Origin of the sequence: Methanosarcina sp. DH2 (genome assembly GCF_020804225.1) — an archaeon.
In the GTDB taxonomy this organism is placed as follows: Archaea; Halobacteriota; Methanosarcinia; order Methanosarcinales; family Methanosarcinaceae; genus Methanosarcina.
The window spans coordinates 725222-739923 of record NZ_WJBI01000001.1 but is presented as its reverse complement, the minus strand read 5'-3'; the positions used below and the strand labels follow the sequence as shown (position 1 = coordinate 739923).

General features: G+C 44.4%; 10 protein-coding genes and 1 pseudogene. 3 read left to right on the top strand and 8 right to left on the bottom strand.

Translation table 11 applies throughout. The features are described 5' to 3' along the window. Positions 1-94 precede the first annotated feature (94 nt). The 5 genes and pseudogenes from FXV91_RS03235 to FXV91_RS03215 all read right to left on the bottom strand — a co-directional run bounded on the left by FXV91_RS03235 (position 95) and on the right by FXV91_RS03215 (position 8004). Positions 95-2602: a histidine kinase dimerization/phosphoacceptor domain -containing protein gene (locus FXV91_RS03235; RefSeq protein WP_229388263.1), complete on the bottom strand. Its 2508-nt coding sequence runs from the start codon at positions 2600-2602 to the stop codon at positions 95-97. Between the two features lie 533 nt (positions 2603-3135). Further along, a complete protein-coding gene (locus FXV91_RS03230) occupies positions 3136-4581 on the bottom strand; it encodes an APC family permease (RefSeq protein ID WP_229388261.1) in 1446 nt (481 codons plus the stop codon). 289 nt (positions 4582-4870) lie between these two features. After that, positions 4871-6274, bottom strand: a pseudogene (gene mtbB, locus FXV91_RS03225) ([dimethylamine--corrinoid protein] Co-methyltransferase). Between the two features lie 69 nt (positions 6275-6343). Then, on the bottom strand, positions 6344-6988 hold the full coding sequence (mtbC, locus tag FXV91_RS03220; RefSeq protein WP_229388259.1) for a dimethylamine corrinoid protein MtbC: 645 nt from the start codon (positions 6986-6988) through the stop codon (positions 6344-6346). 572 nt (positions 6989-7560) lie between these two features. Then, positions 7561-8004, bottom strand: a complete 444-nt coding sequence (locus FXV91_RS03215) for a DUF2769 domain-containing protein (protein WP_229388258.1) — start codon at positions 8002-8004, stop codon at positions 7561-7563. A gap of 125 nt (positions 8005-8129) precedes the next feature. Between FXV91_RS03215 and FXV91_RS03210 the strand changes: the two genes are divergently transcribed. Together FXV91_RS03210 and FXV91_RS03205 are read left to right on the top strand one after the other, a co-directional pair. After that, positions 8130-9011 carry a PAS domain-containing protein gene (locus tag FXV91_RS03210; protein ID WP_229388256.1) on the top strand — a complete coding sequence of 294 codons (882 nt, stop codon included), beginning with the start codon at positions 8130-8132 and terminating at the stop codon, positions 9009-9011. An 829-nt stretch (positions 9012-9840) separates the two neighbouring features. Then, a complete protein-coding gene (locus FXV91_RS03205; RefSeq protein WP_229388254.1) occupies positions 9841-10638 on the top strand; it encodes a winged helix-turn-helix domain-containing protein in 798 nt (265 codons plus the stop codon). 68 nt (positions 10639-10706) lie between these two features. On the opposite strand, the gene FXV91_RS03200 is transcribed toward FXV91_RS03205, so the two are convergent. Next, the gene (locus tag FXV91_RS03200; protein ID WP_229388251.1) at positions 10707-11618 is read right to left on the bottom strand and encodes a hypothetical protein; all 912 of its coding nucleotides are present in this window, start codon (positions 11616-11618) and stop codon (positions 10707-10709) included. Positions 11619-11952: 334 nt separating this feature from the next. Here FXV91_RS03200 and FXV91_RS03195 point away from each other — a divergent pair, with 334 nt between their 5' ends. Continuing rightward, positions 11953-12111: a hypothetical protein gene (locus FXV91_RS03195; protein ID WP_229388249.1), complete on the top strand. Its 159-nt coding sequence runs from the start codon at positions 11953-11955 to the stop codon at positions 12109-12111. A 240-nt stretch (positions 12112-12351) separates the two neighbouring features. On the opposite strand, the gene FXV91_RS03190 is transcribed toward FXV91_RS03195, so the two are convergent. Both FXV91_RS03190 and dinB read right to left on the bottom strand, forming a co-directional pair. After that, positions 12352-13392, bottom strand: a complete 1041-nt coding sequence (locus FXV91_RS03190; protein WP_229388247.1) for an AI-2E family transporter — start codon at positions 13390-13392, stop codon at positions 12352-12354. A 144-nt stretch (positions 13393-13536) separates the two neighbouring features. Next, positions 13537-14646, bottom strand: coding sequence for a DNA polymerase IV (dinB, locus tag FXV91_RS03185; protein ID WP_229388245.1), 1110 nt, complete (start codon positions 14644-14646; stop codon positions 13537-13539). Positions 14647-14702: the final 56 nt, after the last annotated feature.

Genomic DNA, 14702 nt, shown 5'->3' with positions numbered 1-14702 from the left:
ATCTCTTGAGAGTTTGACGTTTAATCTTTTCAGGACATTTTTCTAGCTTCTGTATTGTCTATAGGATTTTTGCATTTTTCCGTTTATGGATAATTTATATTTTCTGCCTGTATTTCAATTCCCTGAATCTTATCCTGAATTCGGTTCCCTCACCCGTATTAAGTTCAATGCTTCCTTCAATCTGGTCCACAAGAGTGATCACAAGCTGCAAGCCCAGGGAATCAGTTTCTCTGAAATCGATTTCTTCAGGGAAGCCTCTGCCATTATCCCTGACAATGAGAGAAAAACAATTTCCTTTCTCTTCTTTTTTGAGGCAGACACAAATCTCACCGCTCTCCCCCTCTGAGAAAGCATGCTTAAGGGCGTTTGAGACAAGTTCATTGATAATAATGCCCAGGGGAACAGCCGTATCCATGCCAAGGAAAACATTATCAACATCAAGTCTCAGGCTGATATTTCTATCACCTACGGAATATGCCCCGAAAAGATAATTTGCAAGGTTCTGGATGTAGTCTGCAAAGTCCACGCTTATCATATCTTCAGACTGGTAGAGCTTTTCGTGGACCAGAGCCATGGACTTGACCCTGTGCTGGCTGTCCTTGAAAGCCTCGATTACTTTTTCATCATTGAAATTTCCGGACTCGAGGTATAGCAGGGTTGAGATTACCTGAAGATTATTCTTTATCCTGTGGTGAATCTCTTTTTTGCGGATTTCTTCCATCTGCAAAAGAGCCTCTTCAGCCTTTTTGTGCTCGGTTATGTCAAGGATAATACCCTGCAGATGGACCTCACCTTTTTCGTCCCTCTGTATGAAAGTCCTTTCATCCACCCAGCGGAATTCTCCTGACCTGGTAAGGATACGATATTCGGAACTATAATCTTCACAGCCTGATCCCACATTTCTTGCAAGTTCGACCTCAACTTTTTCCATGTCTTCCGGATGGACTATGTCCCCGTAAAGGATTTTCCTTGAGGTAAAGTCCTCTACTTCATACCCGAGCCTTGTAACGTTTTCCGAGACAAACTCTATTGGCCAGCCTTCCTCGTATTTCCACAAAAAAACGATAACAGGGCTGTTATTAATTATGAGCTCCATCTCTTCTTTTAACCTGTTTGAGTGCTCAAGCTTCCTCGCATACTCAATTAAGGCTTTTTCTGCTTCTCTGCGCTGGGTTGTGACCCTGTCAAGAACAAGGCGGGTCTCTTCAATCCCATCCGTGAGAAGTTTAAAATCTCCCTGTCCCTGCACCCGGATAGGCCTCTTGAAGTTATTATGCTGAAAAGCCGTAAGGACAGTATTTGAGTCATCAATAATCATATTGAGGGTCTCGGAAAACTTATCAAGGGTATCTTCAAGTTCCCTGAATTCTCCATATACATCCACATTGACCCTTTCCTTCAATTCCCCTTTTGCAAGGGCATTGGTCACCCTCATGGTTTCCCGGATAGGGATCACCACAGCATTCAGGATTTCATTTAAGCCCTTAGGGATTTCCCGGAAATCGACTTCCACATCCGTATCAGCCCTTACTCCGAGTTCTCCTTTAACCGCGTCTTCGGCAATGCTCTTGAAGTCATCAACAATTCTGTTAATTGGCTTTGTTACGGATCTTGCAATCATATAAGCAAGGGCAGCCATGAACAGGATTGAAATTGCAGAAATTATAAGAAGCCGGTCTCTAAGGTCAGTTACCCCGGCAAGCATTTCTTCCTTAGGGACAACCAGCACGAAAGAAAAGTCTCCGGTCTCAACAGGTTCGTAAAACATAATGACGGTTTTACCTGTGGCTGGATCCCTGGTTTCAAGGCGCCCGCTAATTCCGTTTTTTATATCAAGGGCGGCTTTTTTGATTTCTTGCCCTTCAAAATCATAAAGGTGCTTTTTCCCTATCCAGTCCTTATGGGTCGGATGGGAAAGAAGAATTCCAGTATTGCTTACCATAAAAGCGTATCCGGTATCAAAAGTCCGAATGCTGCTTGCTACCTCGTCCACGTAGTCAAGGGAAACATCAACCCCTCCAATCCCTGCAAAATTTCCGTCCTTAATGATTGGAGAAACATAGCTCACTATGAATATTCCTTCATAAAAATAGGGTTCAGTGAGCACATCCCCTTTCGTAGCCTTTGGGAGCTGGTAGTAATCCGAAGTATTATAATGAAGAAGAGGGGAAACTGAAGCAGTCCCGTTTATTTTATTCCAGTAAGGAACAAACCTGCCAGTTTTATCATGAGCAGGCGCATTTATGTATTCTGAGTCTTTTCCGTCAAAAGAATTGGGTTCAAAAGCCACATAGGTCCCGAGGAGGTGAGGGTTGTCACGGAGCAGATTTTCCAGAATAAGGAGGGCTTCATCCCGGTCTGCAGTCTCATAACTTTCCATCGTAGTGGAGATTGTCCTTGCAATGACAAGGTTGGCTTTCATGTCCGTATCGAACTGATTTGCATAGTTGGAAGCCATCTCAACTGACTGCTGGTAAGCCAGCTTTTCTTCCTGCGTTGTAACCGTGGAAATGATCACAGCTGTGGAAGCTGTAAGGATTAGAAAAACCCCGAGCACGGTATAAACGATCATTTTTGTTCTTAACGGGGTGTTGCTAAACATTTATTAATCCTCATTTTCTATTTATCTCGTTTTAGCTACCAGCAGGGAAAAAGAGAGTAATTTTTCCACGCCATGGATTATGGGAAAAACCAGTTATTAACTATATAATTATACAGGATATCTCTATAATTATGCAGAAGAATCCGTGCAGGGAAACTTTTAATTTCCGCATGTTTATCCTCTGCATGCTTATTCTGGAACGCTCTTTTTAATCAGAAGAATTTACTAATCTGAGAAAAAAGTCAGGCGCTATCAGGTTTTTAAGAATTAAATTTTATGGGCACTTAAAATATTTAAATACTCCTAAAAAACGCCCACAAGAAACCTCAAAAATGGAACTCAAAATTCCAGTAGAGAAGTCTTGTTTTACATTTATTTAACACGTTGCCTGTTTTCAGATTAACTGTTTTGAGGTAGTTTTGTTTAAGATAGTATCAATTAAAGCAAGTCTGGTAAAAAGTCGGATACGATAAAAATAACTGGATACGGTAAAAAGGAAGAGTGCAGGGCATATCTCTGCACCCCATTAAAACTTATGTTACAGTTTCGCCCGTTACAGAGTTTTCTTTTCCAACCCTGGTCGGGTTCTCATTCTGGGAATAGAACCAGAGCGGGATGTAAAGGGAAAGCATTACGAAACCGACTATTGTGGAAGTCCAGCCCACCTCAAGGCTATTGAGATAAATAATCCCTATTAGACACAAAGGCAGGTTAAAGATCCCGAAGAGAGCGGCAACATACTGCCAGCCTCCCGGAGCCTTGAAGGGCCTTTCAAGTGTCGAGAAACGGGGGTCGAACTTTGCTTTTACGTATGCGAAAAGACTGATCCCATTGGCACAGACATATCCGATTGCAGATGCTGCCAGGATAGCAGCAGGCGTCCCCAGGAAGATGAAACCCATGTTAAAGAGGGCAATAACAATCATTGCATTAACCGGGGTTCCGTGCAGGTTCATCTTTCCGAAGAACTTCGGCAGATTTCCTTCTTCAGCCATGGAGTACATAGCCCTTGAAGCTCCCAGGAAAGCAGTCTGGATAATAAGAACCATTGCCGCAATCAACATGAGGATGGTAAGGGACGCACCTATGGGACCCAGAGTCATCTGAGCCAGCGGAAGCATTGGCGAGAAGGGCTCATCCAGGATTCCTTCGATGCCCAGGGTTCCGGTACAGGCTGCCTGGACAAGGATAAAGGTCACAAGGCAGATTGCCCCGCAGATAAAGAGGGCTTTGGGCACGTCAGACTTCGGCTTCTTATACTCAGGTCCGTAGATAGCTGCGGTTTCCCAGGCACAGGCGCTCCACTGGGCCATTGCCATAAGCCCGAACAGGATAAGGATGTGCTCCATATCCCAGGTCCAGTCCGTCGGAAGCCAGGCGCCAGTGATATTGCTCAGCTCAAAGTGCCCTGTTGCGAAGGGTGCAAGAGAGATAATTATAAGCGGGGCAAGCGAAAGCACTGCAAGGATATACCCGAGCGTTGCTCCGCCTGAAAGACCGCGGTAATTTACAAGGATCAGGAACAAAAATACAACCGCGCCGGACGCAAGGTATAGAGCCAGGTCAGGCACTCCGGCAAATGCAGGGACAAGCCCTTTGAGGTAGCTTCCTATAAGGATTGAAAAGATAGCAAGCACAGGGTTCCAGGCAAACCAGTAGCTCCAGGCGCTGAAACCTCCAAGCAATTTACTCTTTTCATAACGTTTATTTCCGTCTCCTGCCCTGAAAACGCTCTGGGCATATCCGGGCAGTCCGGAAGCTTTCGGGAACATTGTTGCAAGCTCACCATAAGCAAAGTTCTGCATGAAGCCCTGGAAGACAGAAAATGCCCATATAATGATTGCAAAAGCCCAGACATAGCTTGCAAAGTAACCGATAGATGGAAGGATCAGCACGGGAACACCAAGGGCGATTGCAAGCCCCTGTTTCCAGTCAATTGTCCGCTGAAGCCCCCCGGATTCACTTTTTTCATCACTCATTTCAACACACACTCCATTACTGTTTGTTGACATAGCCTGACGATTCGCACAGCTCTTGCAGCATAAATAAGCCTGCAAGACCTGCAAGCAGAAGAAACGGAAAGATATTCAGGAACCAGAAAGGGAAGATGCTCAGGGTTTTTTTCAGCCTGCTACAGCTTCCCTAAAAAGTTTCGCCCTTTTTCCTGAAGGACTCTAGAGGAGATAAGATCCCTTTTATGGTTCTTGATACCTTTTCTTAGCTATTATGGCAATTTCTTTGTGCAAATCCGATTGCGATTCAGTTTGTTTATCTGGTCTGTCTTCTGAAAAGATTACAGGAGTTTATCTTGACATCGAGAACYTTCTCGATATTCATTTTTGCAGCAATGCCCTTTGCGGCACCCGGGACTGAGGTGATCACGCCAATATCGAGCTCTTCACGGAGTTCGCGCATAAYGTGCTCATCTGAGAGATCCATTGTGTCAACACTGAGCTTCTTTGCCACATACTCTTTTGCTTCTTTTATCCTCATGTTCTTTGAGAATTCCATCCTTGCTACAAGGTCTCCGGCTGCTCTCATACCTGTCATACCTGAAGCCATTATGTGGGAGATCGGCATACCCAGAGGGTCGCCGACCCCGACCTATATGCCGTCTACGCCGGCAATCTCGACCATTGCCTTGCTTGCCCTTGTAACGGCATCGATTGGGGGAGTCTCAAGCATCGGAATTCCGCCCACACCCATACCCATATCAACGTGACAGGGGATAGTGGACGCTTCAACCGCTGCCTTCATGAAAGTTACTGCCCGTGCCAGGTTCCAYGGAGAAGTCTTGCTKGTGTTTGTGTTGCATACAGGTCCGAAGACATTTGCTCCTGCCTTTGCAACAAGTGGAGCCTGCTGGTGWGGCCAGAGTCCTGCAAGAGTCACGCCGTCATACTGCAGGTTCCCGTGCATCCCAAGCACCATTTCTCCAGCCATACCGGCTTCGATGTACATGTCAGGGAATTCCTTCCTGAGGGCTTCGATTGCGTGCAGGGTTCCGTACATGTCAGCGTCGCCTGCTGCAGCYGTTGTGTCAAAGTTAAYACCATCCGCACCCGAGGCAAAGAGCTTCTGCATAACCCAGACAGTGTCCCTTGTAAGGTGCTCGGCTGCATGTTCCATGGAGTCCCAGGCTTCCTGAATTTTGAAAGCCTTCATCAAGTCACCRGGGTTYTCGAAAGGYCCGTCAGGAGTGTAGTAGAGTCCCATGTTAGGCATTGCACCGTAGAAGAGMGGGATAACCATGTTCTGCTGGCAGACTTCCATTGCCTGGCATTCRTTTGAGACCACAGGTTTTACAGGTTTGTAGCTGTAGTCAATATGCCCGAGTTCCATGGTGTCGGCACCAAAAGCCCTTTCGTGCATCATGCAGCCGACAAGCCGGCTTGARGGAATACCTACACCRCTGTTACCCTGGTCACCGTCAAGCCTGAGAGTCCCGATATCGTGAGTTACRGGCACTTCCATGCCGTGTTCCACACTGACTGCCTTTCCGGGCATCATAAGGATTTCTGCAAGCTTGTCGACTTCATCGGCACTCAGACCGGAGATCTCACCGAGGTCGGCGGCATTTGCCACACCTGCCTCAAGTTCCTCCATGATCTTTTCTTTCGTAAGGAAGATACGTTTCCCGTCTCCCATTCTCAAAGCATATTCAGTTGCCATTTTTAATCCTCCATTAATAAATGAGAGTAACTAAAGTTAGAGTGAGATGGTTTTACTGAAATTTAGGGTTCAGAGGAGCAGTTCTTTTGCCTTTGCAACGGCTTCACTTGCGTTTTCAGCGTAGCAGTCCGCTCCTATTTTGTCAGCCCAGGCCTGGGTTGCAGGAGCACCGCCTACCATTACTTTGATTCGGCTGCGCAGCCCTTCCTCTTTCAGGAGCTCAATAACCTGTCTCTGTCCGGGAAGCGTTGTAGTCATAAGAGCAGAAAGCCCTATCATGTTAGCATTGACTTCTTTTGCCTTATCAACAAAGTTCTTTATAGGAACATCCCTGCCTATGTCATGGACTTCAAAACCAGCGGACTGGAGCATGGTTGACACAATCGATTTGCCAATATCATGTACATCCCCTTCAACAGTCCCGTTTACAATTACTCCGAGCTTTTTGCTCTCGGTACCCGCAGGTAGATCAGCTTCAAGGACTTTTACTCCTGCTGTCATTGCATCAGCTGCCATCATTACATGGGGCAGGAAAAGTTTCCCTCTCTCAAAAAGAATTCCTACCTGGTTCATGCCGGCAGCAAGCCCTTTATCAATAATCTCTGCGGGCTCCATAACCTGTTTTGCTTTTTCAACCGCAGCGAGTACTGCATCTTTTTTACAGGAGATTACCGCGTCCGAAAGCTCCTGGATAAGTTCTTCTTTAGTTGCCATTTTTTAACCTCCAATTTTCGTCAGAGCCTTTCCTCAGTATCTGAAATATCGCTACTGAAGCTTAATTTCTGATTGTATGTATTATATATGTAGAATTATATAGCCCAGCCTGTGCTGTTTTTTCTTAACGGTGTGGATCTGGAACTTCCAGAAAGCACTACGAAGACCGAAGGGTAAAGGACAGGTTATCTGGTCAGGGAATAAAGGATGAGCTTTTTTAATAGCATTAAAATTTTCAATCTTGATTAAAACAGGGACAAAAAACCAGGGACAAAAAACCAGGGATAAGACAGGGATGAGGCAAGGATAAGGCAAGGATGAGGCAAGGATGAGGCAAGGATGAGGTAAGGATTGAGATAAGGATGAGGCAAAGATGAGGCAAAGATGAGGCAAAGATGAGGTAAGAAGAGACAGTGGTGAGATAGGATAACTTCAGAAATTGGAAAGGGGCTCGATTCAAGATCATTTCTTTAAGAATCTGTCCTTTAAGGACTCGTCTTTAATGGACCTGTCCTTTAAGAACCTGTTTTTAATTGACCTTTACTTATTCGTTTACTTAATAGTCATTCTGGTTATTTCTGGTTATCCAGTACGCAGACCCTGATTGTTCCGGCACTCGTCCGGAAGTCCGTGCAGATATTCGGAGGAGTTCGGTTTATTTCAAAAACTTCCATTTTTTCTTTAGGCCGGCAGAAGTAATCACCCTCAAGGCGGAACTTTTTATAAAGCTCACATGCCTCACATAGGCAATCTTTTCCTTTTCTATCTCCATCAGCTGTGCCTCCCCTGGCGCAGAACATCCCTTTACCCCCTGGATAAGATGGGCAGGTCTTGCAGATACAGGCTTTAAGGTGATGGTATGAGCTGCAGATCCCAAAATACCTTCCATATGTTTCCCTGCCTCTCAGGATAATGTCGCGCATCTCCGAGAACTCCTCTGCTTCTGCCACCTCGGTACTTTCTCTGTCTTCCGCTGAGGTCTCAGAATCCGTGTCCAGAATATTCCCCCTGTACAAAAAAAGACACTAATTTATAAGATGTCAAAATATATTGTATATTGCTTGAGGGTTTTATAAATACATTTTCACCTGTAGCCAGAGGGCTCCGGGATCTAAAAAGGCTTTGGAGGACAAGGGATATTATGGGATTTAATCAGGCAACTGAAAGCGACGAGTTGATTCTTGATGAAGCACTTGAAAGGCAACGAATTCTGGAAACCGTGATCAATAACAGCCCAGTAATGGCTTTTCTCTGGACCCCGGAAGAGGACTGGCCTGCAAAGTATGTCTCGGAAAACGTGACACAGCTTGGGTACACTGCAGAGGATTTCCTTACAGGCAGAATAATGTATGCGAATATAGTTCATTCCGAGGATATAGACAGGGTAAGAAAAGAACTTACAAGATGCTGTGAAATCGGAAAAGACGATTTTATCAATAGATACAGGGTTCTTACAGGCGGGGGAGAGGTACGCTGGGTGGAAGAAAAAACCTTTATCCAGCGTGATGAGAGAGGAAACGTCGTGAATTTTCAAGGTATAGTCAGGGACGTTACTTCCGAGATAAAAAATGAAAGAGCATTGCGTGATGCCCTTGAGAGCCAAAAAGCACTTATGGAAAAACAAAAAGCCCTCCTTGAGCGTCAGAGAGCCCTCGAGACAGTGATCAACAACAGTTCTGTGGTAGTTTTTCTCTGGAAAGCAGAAAAATACTGGCCCACACTTTATGCATCGGACAATGTCCGTCAGTTCGGGTATGCTCCTGAAGACTTTATCTCAGGAAGGATCCTTTATGGAAAAATCATCCATCCTGAAGACCTTCTCCTTGTGGAGCTCGAACTTGAGGAGAACTGTGAAGAAGGCGGAAAAGAGTTCAACCGACAGTACCGCATACTGACGAAGACCGGAGAGGTACGCTGGGTGGAAGAAAAAACCTTTATTCAGCGCAATCAGGAAGGGCAGGTAACCAATTTCCAGGGAATCATTGAAGACGTAACCGGAAGGATCAAAAAAGCTGAAAAATAATCAATATCCAGGAGATCACCTCAAAGTCTATTATCTCAAGGTCTACTATCTCAAGGTCTATTATCTCAAGGTCTATTATCTCAAGGTCTATTATCTCAAGGTCTATTATCTCAAGGTCTATTATCTCAAAGTTTATTTATCTCTGTGAACTCGCAGTCAGTTAGTTTTACTGGCATGCATTTTCTCGCCAGAACCGGAAACTGGCTCGACCGGGAGGACCGAGATTCCCTCCTTAAAAAACTATGTCCCTTTTTGAGTTTTTGTCCCTTTGAAATTTAAGAGCTTTTTAAGTTTAAGAACTTTTTAAGTTAAGAGCTTTTTAAGTTTAAGGGCTTTTTTAAGATTAGGGCCTTTTTAGATTCTATAAGAAGAACCTTTCTTCCTGTGACTTAAGAACAAATCAGCTTTTATTTTATAGTCCCATTCTCTTTACTATTGTTACTATTAAAATTGGAAACTGTCCTGAAAAACAATAGTAAAGAGTTCTCTGTCTAATTTCGAAAAATTTACCTGAAGAAAAACCAATTATAAGAAAAAAGGTGCTTATACGAACGATATGTATAAGATGAAAGAAAATATATTTATAATTAATAAAAAAGATGATATAAAATATACGAATGTATACTATATGCCTATAAAAATGCGTACTGTTTGCTTATAGTAGAATAGATTTGGGTATAATACTATAGACTTTGTGATTGGCTATTGTGATCGGCTATTGTGATCGGCTAGAGACCTGACGATCATAATTTAAGTCGTCATATTTTAAGTTGAAATACACTGCAAAAGTACAGGCCAAAAACTGTTGCGTCCAGTTCAGGTGCATAACATGGAAGACTCTCTACTCGACCTGATTTTCTTATCCGAAAAAAGAAAGAATGTACTTCTCCTTTTGCTTGAGGGACCAAAAGACATCAATACAATTAAGAAAACCCTTAAAGCAAGTGCAACATCAGTCCAGCCCCAGATAAAAATGCTGAAGGAAAAACACCTTGTAGTCCAGGATAAAGATGCCTACAGGCTTAGCGAGATAGGAAAAATTATAGCCGAGAAAATGAAACCCCTGCTGGATACTCTTGCTGTGCTGGAAGAGAATACAGACTACTGGGCTGACAGGGATATAAGTAAAATTCCGCCTTTTCTCCTCCGCCGTATAGGTGAACTTGGGCACTGTATCATAGTCGAGCCCCAGATAGAACATATGTTCGAAATGATTCCCGAATATGTTAAAAATGCTGAGAAAGCGAAAAGGTTTGAGGCATTAATTTCTTATTTCCACCCTCTCTTTCCTTCCTTTTATCTCGGGCTTGCACAAAAAGGTACATCGGTGTCACTCATTCTTCCCGAATCAATTCTTAAAAGATGGGTTGAGGATGATTACAGGGAACAAACCAGGCAGTTTCTTAAAATGGAAAACACCAGGCTTCTGATCTGCAAAGACTGTGAAAAGACCCCCAATATTGTGGCGGCAGACAATTTTATGGGAATATCTCTTTTCCCAAAGGATGCTGCTTTTGACAGAAAATACTTGATAAGCTTTGAGCCTGGCGCTCTTGCCTGGGGCAAAGAACTCCATGACTATTACGAGCAGAATTCGGAGCAGATTAAAGATATTGACAGTTTATAAGTACAGCGCAAAAATAACTTATACAGCTTAAATATTTTTCATAGATCCATAGAATATTCTTACTGAGTCTATAAAAAATATTCTTCAAGGTCTGTCTCACCCCTTGCATAGCTTTCATGCCATTCCCGGGGCACGGGCAATTTTTCATAGAGGATTTTCCTCCTCGCCTCAAGCAGTTCTGGCTCTTTTCCCATGAACTCTGCAGCGCACAGGACTGTATTTTCAACCTTTCCTGCCACCTCTTTTAACCACCTGTAGCCTTCAAAAGACCTGAGTAGGTGGTGGTCCAGGATAAGAGTGTCAACATTCCTGGCAAGAAGAAGAGCATTTTCAAACGCCTCTTTTGAAGCTTCAGGGACATGGTGGGAGAGATAAAGCGGAGGACCTGAGGCAAAAACAATTGCAGGCTTCCAGGAAATTATCTCCAGTACAGTTTCTCTGTCCAGTAGCTGGATATCCGAACTATGGACAAACACATCATCTCCTTCGGAGATCCGGGTCATCATTACCGTGCCAAAACCCTTATCTTTTGTCCCATGCGGAACAGGAGACGAAAAGGTTATGCCGTCGGAACCACTGCCTTCGGAAGCGGGCAGAGGGAAGCCAAGAAAATGGGAGAGTTCTTTTCTCCGGCGTGCAGACAACCCTGAAATTTTTTCAGGACCTTTGCACCAGAACCTGACCCCTTCCACAGAAGGGAGGGCCTCTACTGGCAATTGATAAGGATCTTCGGCTTTCATGGGCATGTGGTCCCCATGATAGTGACTGATTACTATGTCTGTTGTACCCTCAAATTCAGCAAGAATTCTCTTCCTTATCCTGAGGGCAGCTGCAACCTCCACAGGATGGGGAAGCAGCCCGTAACGCAGGCGAGCCAGAGCAACTCCAGGGTCGATAAGAATTTTTCTCTCCCCGGTTTTTACAGCGCAGGCAAGAGACCTCGCTCCGAAGGACTCGCACCCCAGTATGTCAATCTGCATATGTTTTTATTTGTTTACAGGGATAAAAGCTCTTTTCAAATAAAAATTTTTGAAGAACTGCCCTACACTAGTTGAGAGATATATCTCTTGAGCCCGGAAATCGTATCTTAATCTACAGATAAATATAAGCGCCTCCGCCAGCCAAGCGCCTCCGCCAGCCAAGCGCCTCCGCCAGCCAAGCGCCTCCGCCAGCCAAGCGCCTCCGCCAGCCTATCTGGTGGCTCTTCAAAAAAGAAGAACGATTTGATAAACGAATAATGTTTTATGGGTCAGAGATATTGCAATTCAGTCCTCCTGATTAAAGCACACTGTTAAAACCTATAAGTTAGTCCTCTTGAGCGAAACAAAGTGGAGCGAAAAGGACCGCGTACTCCCGAGGCGCAATTCGGGCGAGGCGCAATTCGGGCGAGGTGCAATTCGAGAGAGGTGCAATTCGGGGCGAAAAGGACCTCGTGCTGTTGAACCTGCAGTGCAACTCCCAGGAAATCTCTGATTTCCTGTGATCCCGAAGCGAAATTAGAGAGTAAAATCTGTTATTTTTATAAATTAGTCTGCTTGAACGAGCGAAGCGAGTGAAACAGACCTCGTGCTCCCGAAGCGAAACTCGGGAAGCGAAACGCGGGAGGCGAAACGCGGGCGAGCCAGCCATTATTTTCTTTTAACTTAGAAACGTCACTATGCAGTGGGGTAGCTGACCTTCCAACAGATTTGATTTAGAAGTCAAAAGTATCTTTTACTCCTTATCCGAAAGATATTCTTCTGAAAACATTTTTACAGTGAGGTAAAAGTAAGCCAGCAGAAGGGGACCGATAATAATTCCTACAAGTCCGAAGAGTGAGACTCCTATAACGATCCCGAGCAAAGATTGGAAAGGATGAATTTTTCCTACTTTTTTCTGGATAACAGGCCTGAGAAAACTGTTATCTGCTATATTCAGGAGAACTCCTGTCACAAGGATGCCTATTGCTGCAGTATAATCCTGCTGGAGCAACTGAATAATTATTACAGGGATCCAGATCAAAGGCGCTCCGACTACGGGCAGGAAAGACAGGACTGCTGCGATAGACCCCCAGAGGAAAGCTCCCTGGATTCCAAAAATAATAAAGGAAGCAATAAGAATTCCGCCTTCGATGATGGCAATAGCACCGCTGGCAATTAGGGTCGTACGGACAGTATTCCTGAACTCATCGAGGAGGATAATTGTGTTCTTTGTATTGAAAGGAATTGCCATAAAGACGTTTTGCATAAAATCCGAGTCCTCTCCTGTTAAAAGATAATAGAGCAGGAAATACATCAGGAGAAAACCAATAATTCGCTGGCTTATGTTTTGAATCGAGCCCAGAACAAGCAAACTGAGGTAATTGACGGCTTGAGTAGCCAGGTCCATCACCCTCTCTTCAAGGCTTGCCTGTAAGGTACCGTTAATACCAAGTCTTGAGAATAATCTGCTAAAAAGCTGGCTTCCGGACTGAACAGATGCCATTATAGATTCCTGGTTCAGTAAAATCTGCTGAATCTCGCTGATAACCATGCTCAGGAGAAAATAAAGGGGAATCAGTATAAGAAACATAGAAATTATTATTACCAGAGCTGCCGAAATTTGCCTGTTAAGACGGGCTCTTTTGAGGAGAAAGTAGTACAGAGGTTTGAAGATTACAGAAAGAATAAAGGCTCCAAAAAAATAGTCTATGTATGGAAGAACTGCATAGACAATAATTGCACTCAGAACAATGATAAGAAGAAGAGCCAGTGCTGTTCTAACATACTTTTCCATCAGATATAATCTGATTTTGTATTATAAAATTATATAAGCATAAGAGTTCCTTCCTGTCAAGCCTGGACCCGGAGCCCGAATATGATATTGCAAAAGCCGTGTCTGCAGTGTGATCTGCTACCTGGGGTTAAAGGTAAAGTTCAATTAAGGAAAATCCGTAATCATAGTCTGCCTCTCATCTCTTTCTCTCAATCTCGTAACCCCTACACCTACAAGCCTGAACTTCCGCCTACCCATGAATTCCGATAAAAGCTGAATGGCTGTCCTTTTGATCACGAAGATGTCGGAAGTCCAGATCGGAAGAGTTCTCGATCGCGTATAGGTGGAAAAGTCCTCAAAGCGCACTATGAGAGTTACGGTTTTGAAAAGGAAACGGTGTTTCAGGAGAGATCCGTGCACACTCTCTATAAGAAGGTCCAGGGACCCGGATATTTTCACAGGGTCATTCGTATCCTCTGCAAAAGTTCCGTGCCTGCTTATTGATTTTACGCCTTCCCTTTCCACGACCTCTTCAAAGTCGAGCCCGTTTGCCATCTGCTTCATCCTGAGTCCGAGTTTTCCAAACCTTTCCGAAAGTAGCTGGATATCGCAGTTTGCAAGCTCTTCTACCCTGCTTATCCCTATCCTTTTAAGGGTTTCCACTGTCTTTTCGCCCACTCCGGGAATTTTAGAAACCGGCAGCGGAAAGAGAAACTCCCTGACATCTTCAGGCCTGACAACAGTAAGCCCGTCAGGTTTCTGAAAACCCGAAGCAATTTTTGAAATAAGCTTATTTGGCCCAACTCCCACAGAACAGGTAATCCCCTGTTGCTTCTGTACTTCGTCCTTGATACTGAGAGCATAGATTGCAGCCTCTTCAAAACTCCTGACCTCAGGCCCTGGTATAAGGTAGGCTTCGTCAACACTGACCTGCTGGAACTTTTCTGCAAACCCACGCAAAAGTTCCATTACCCCTGCCGAAACCCCTGCATATAGCTTCATGTCCACAGGCAAAAATACGGCACCCGGACAGAGCCTGTAAGCCTGAGAAATCGGCATTGCCGAATGGATACCATACTTTCTTGCCTCATAAGAGCAGGTACTTACAACTCCCCTTCCTGACCCTCCTTTTGGGTCTGAACCCACAACTACGGGCAGCCCTTCCAGTTCTGGCTTTTCCCTGACCTCTACAGACGCAAAGAAACTGTCCATATCTACATGGAAGGTAATTCTCCTTTCGGAGATGTTCTTTTCAGGGTTGGAAGAAGGCATCATGTAAGATAGAATAAAACATGTAAAAAAGGATTGAGGAAGTCGGGTGAAAGTATTAA

Coding starts and splice junctions, on each gene's coding strand:
- FXV91_RS03230 (WP_229388261.1), bottom strand. CDS start 4,581: ATGAGTGATGAAAAAAGTGAATCCGGGGGGCTTCAGCGGACAATTGAC.
- FXV91_RS03210 (WP_229388256.1), top strand. CDS start 8,130: ATGGGATTTAATCAGGCAACTGAAAGCGACGAGTTGATTCTTGATGAA.
- FXV91_RS03190 (WP_229388247.1), bottom strand. CDS start 13,392: ATGGAAAAGTATGTTAGAACAGCACTGGCTCTTCTTCTTATCATTGTT.
- mtbC (WP_229388259.1), bottom strand. CDS start 6,988: ATGGCAACTAAAGAAGAACTTATCCAGGAGCTTTCGGACGCGGTAATC.
- FXV91_RS03205 (WP_229388254.1), top strand. CDS start 9,841: ATGGAAGACTCTCTACTCGACCTGATTTTCTTATCCGAAAAAAGAAAG.
- dinB (WP_229388245.1), bottom strand. CDS start 14,646: ATGATGCCTTCTTCCAACCCTGAAAAGAACATCTCCGAAAGGAGAATT.
- FXV91_RS03235 (WP_229388263.1), bottom strand. CDS start 2,602: ATGTTTAGCAACACCCCGTTAAGAACAAAAATGATCGTTTATACCGTG.
- FXV91_RS03200 (WP_229388251.1), bottom strand. CDS start 11,618: ATGCAGATTGACATACTGGGGTGCGAGTCCTTCGGAGCGAGGTCTCTT.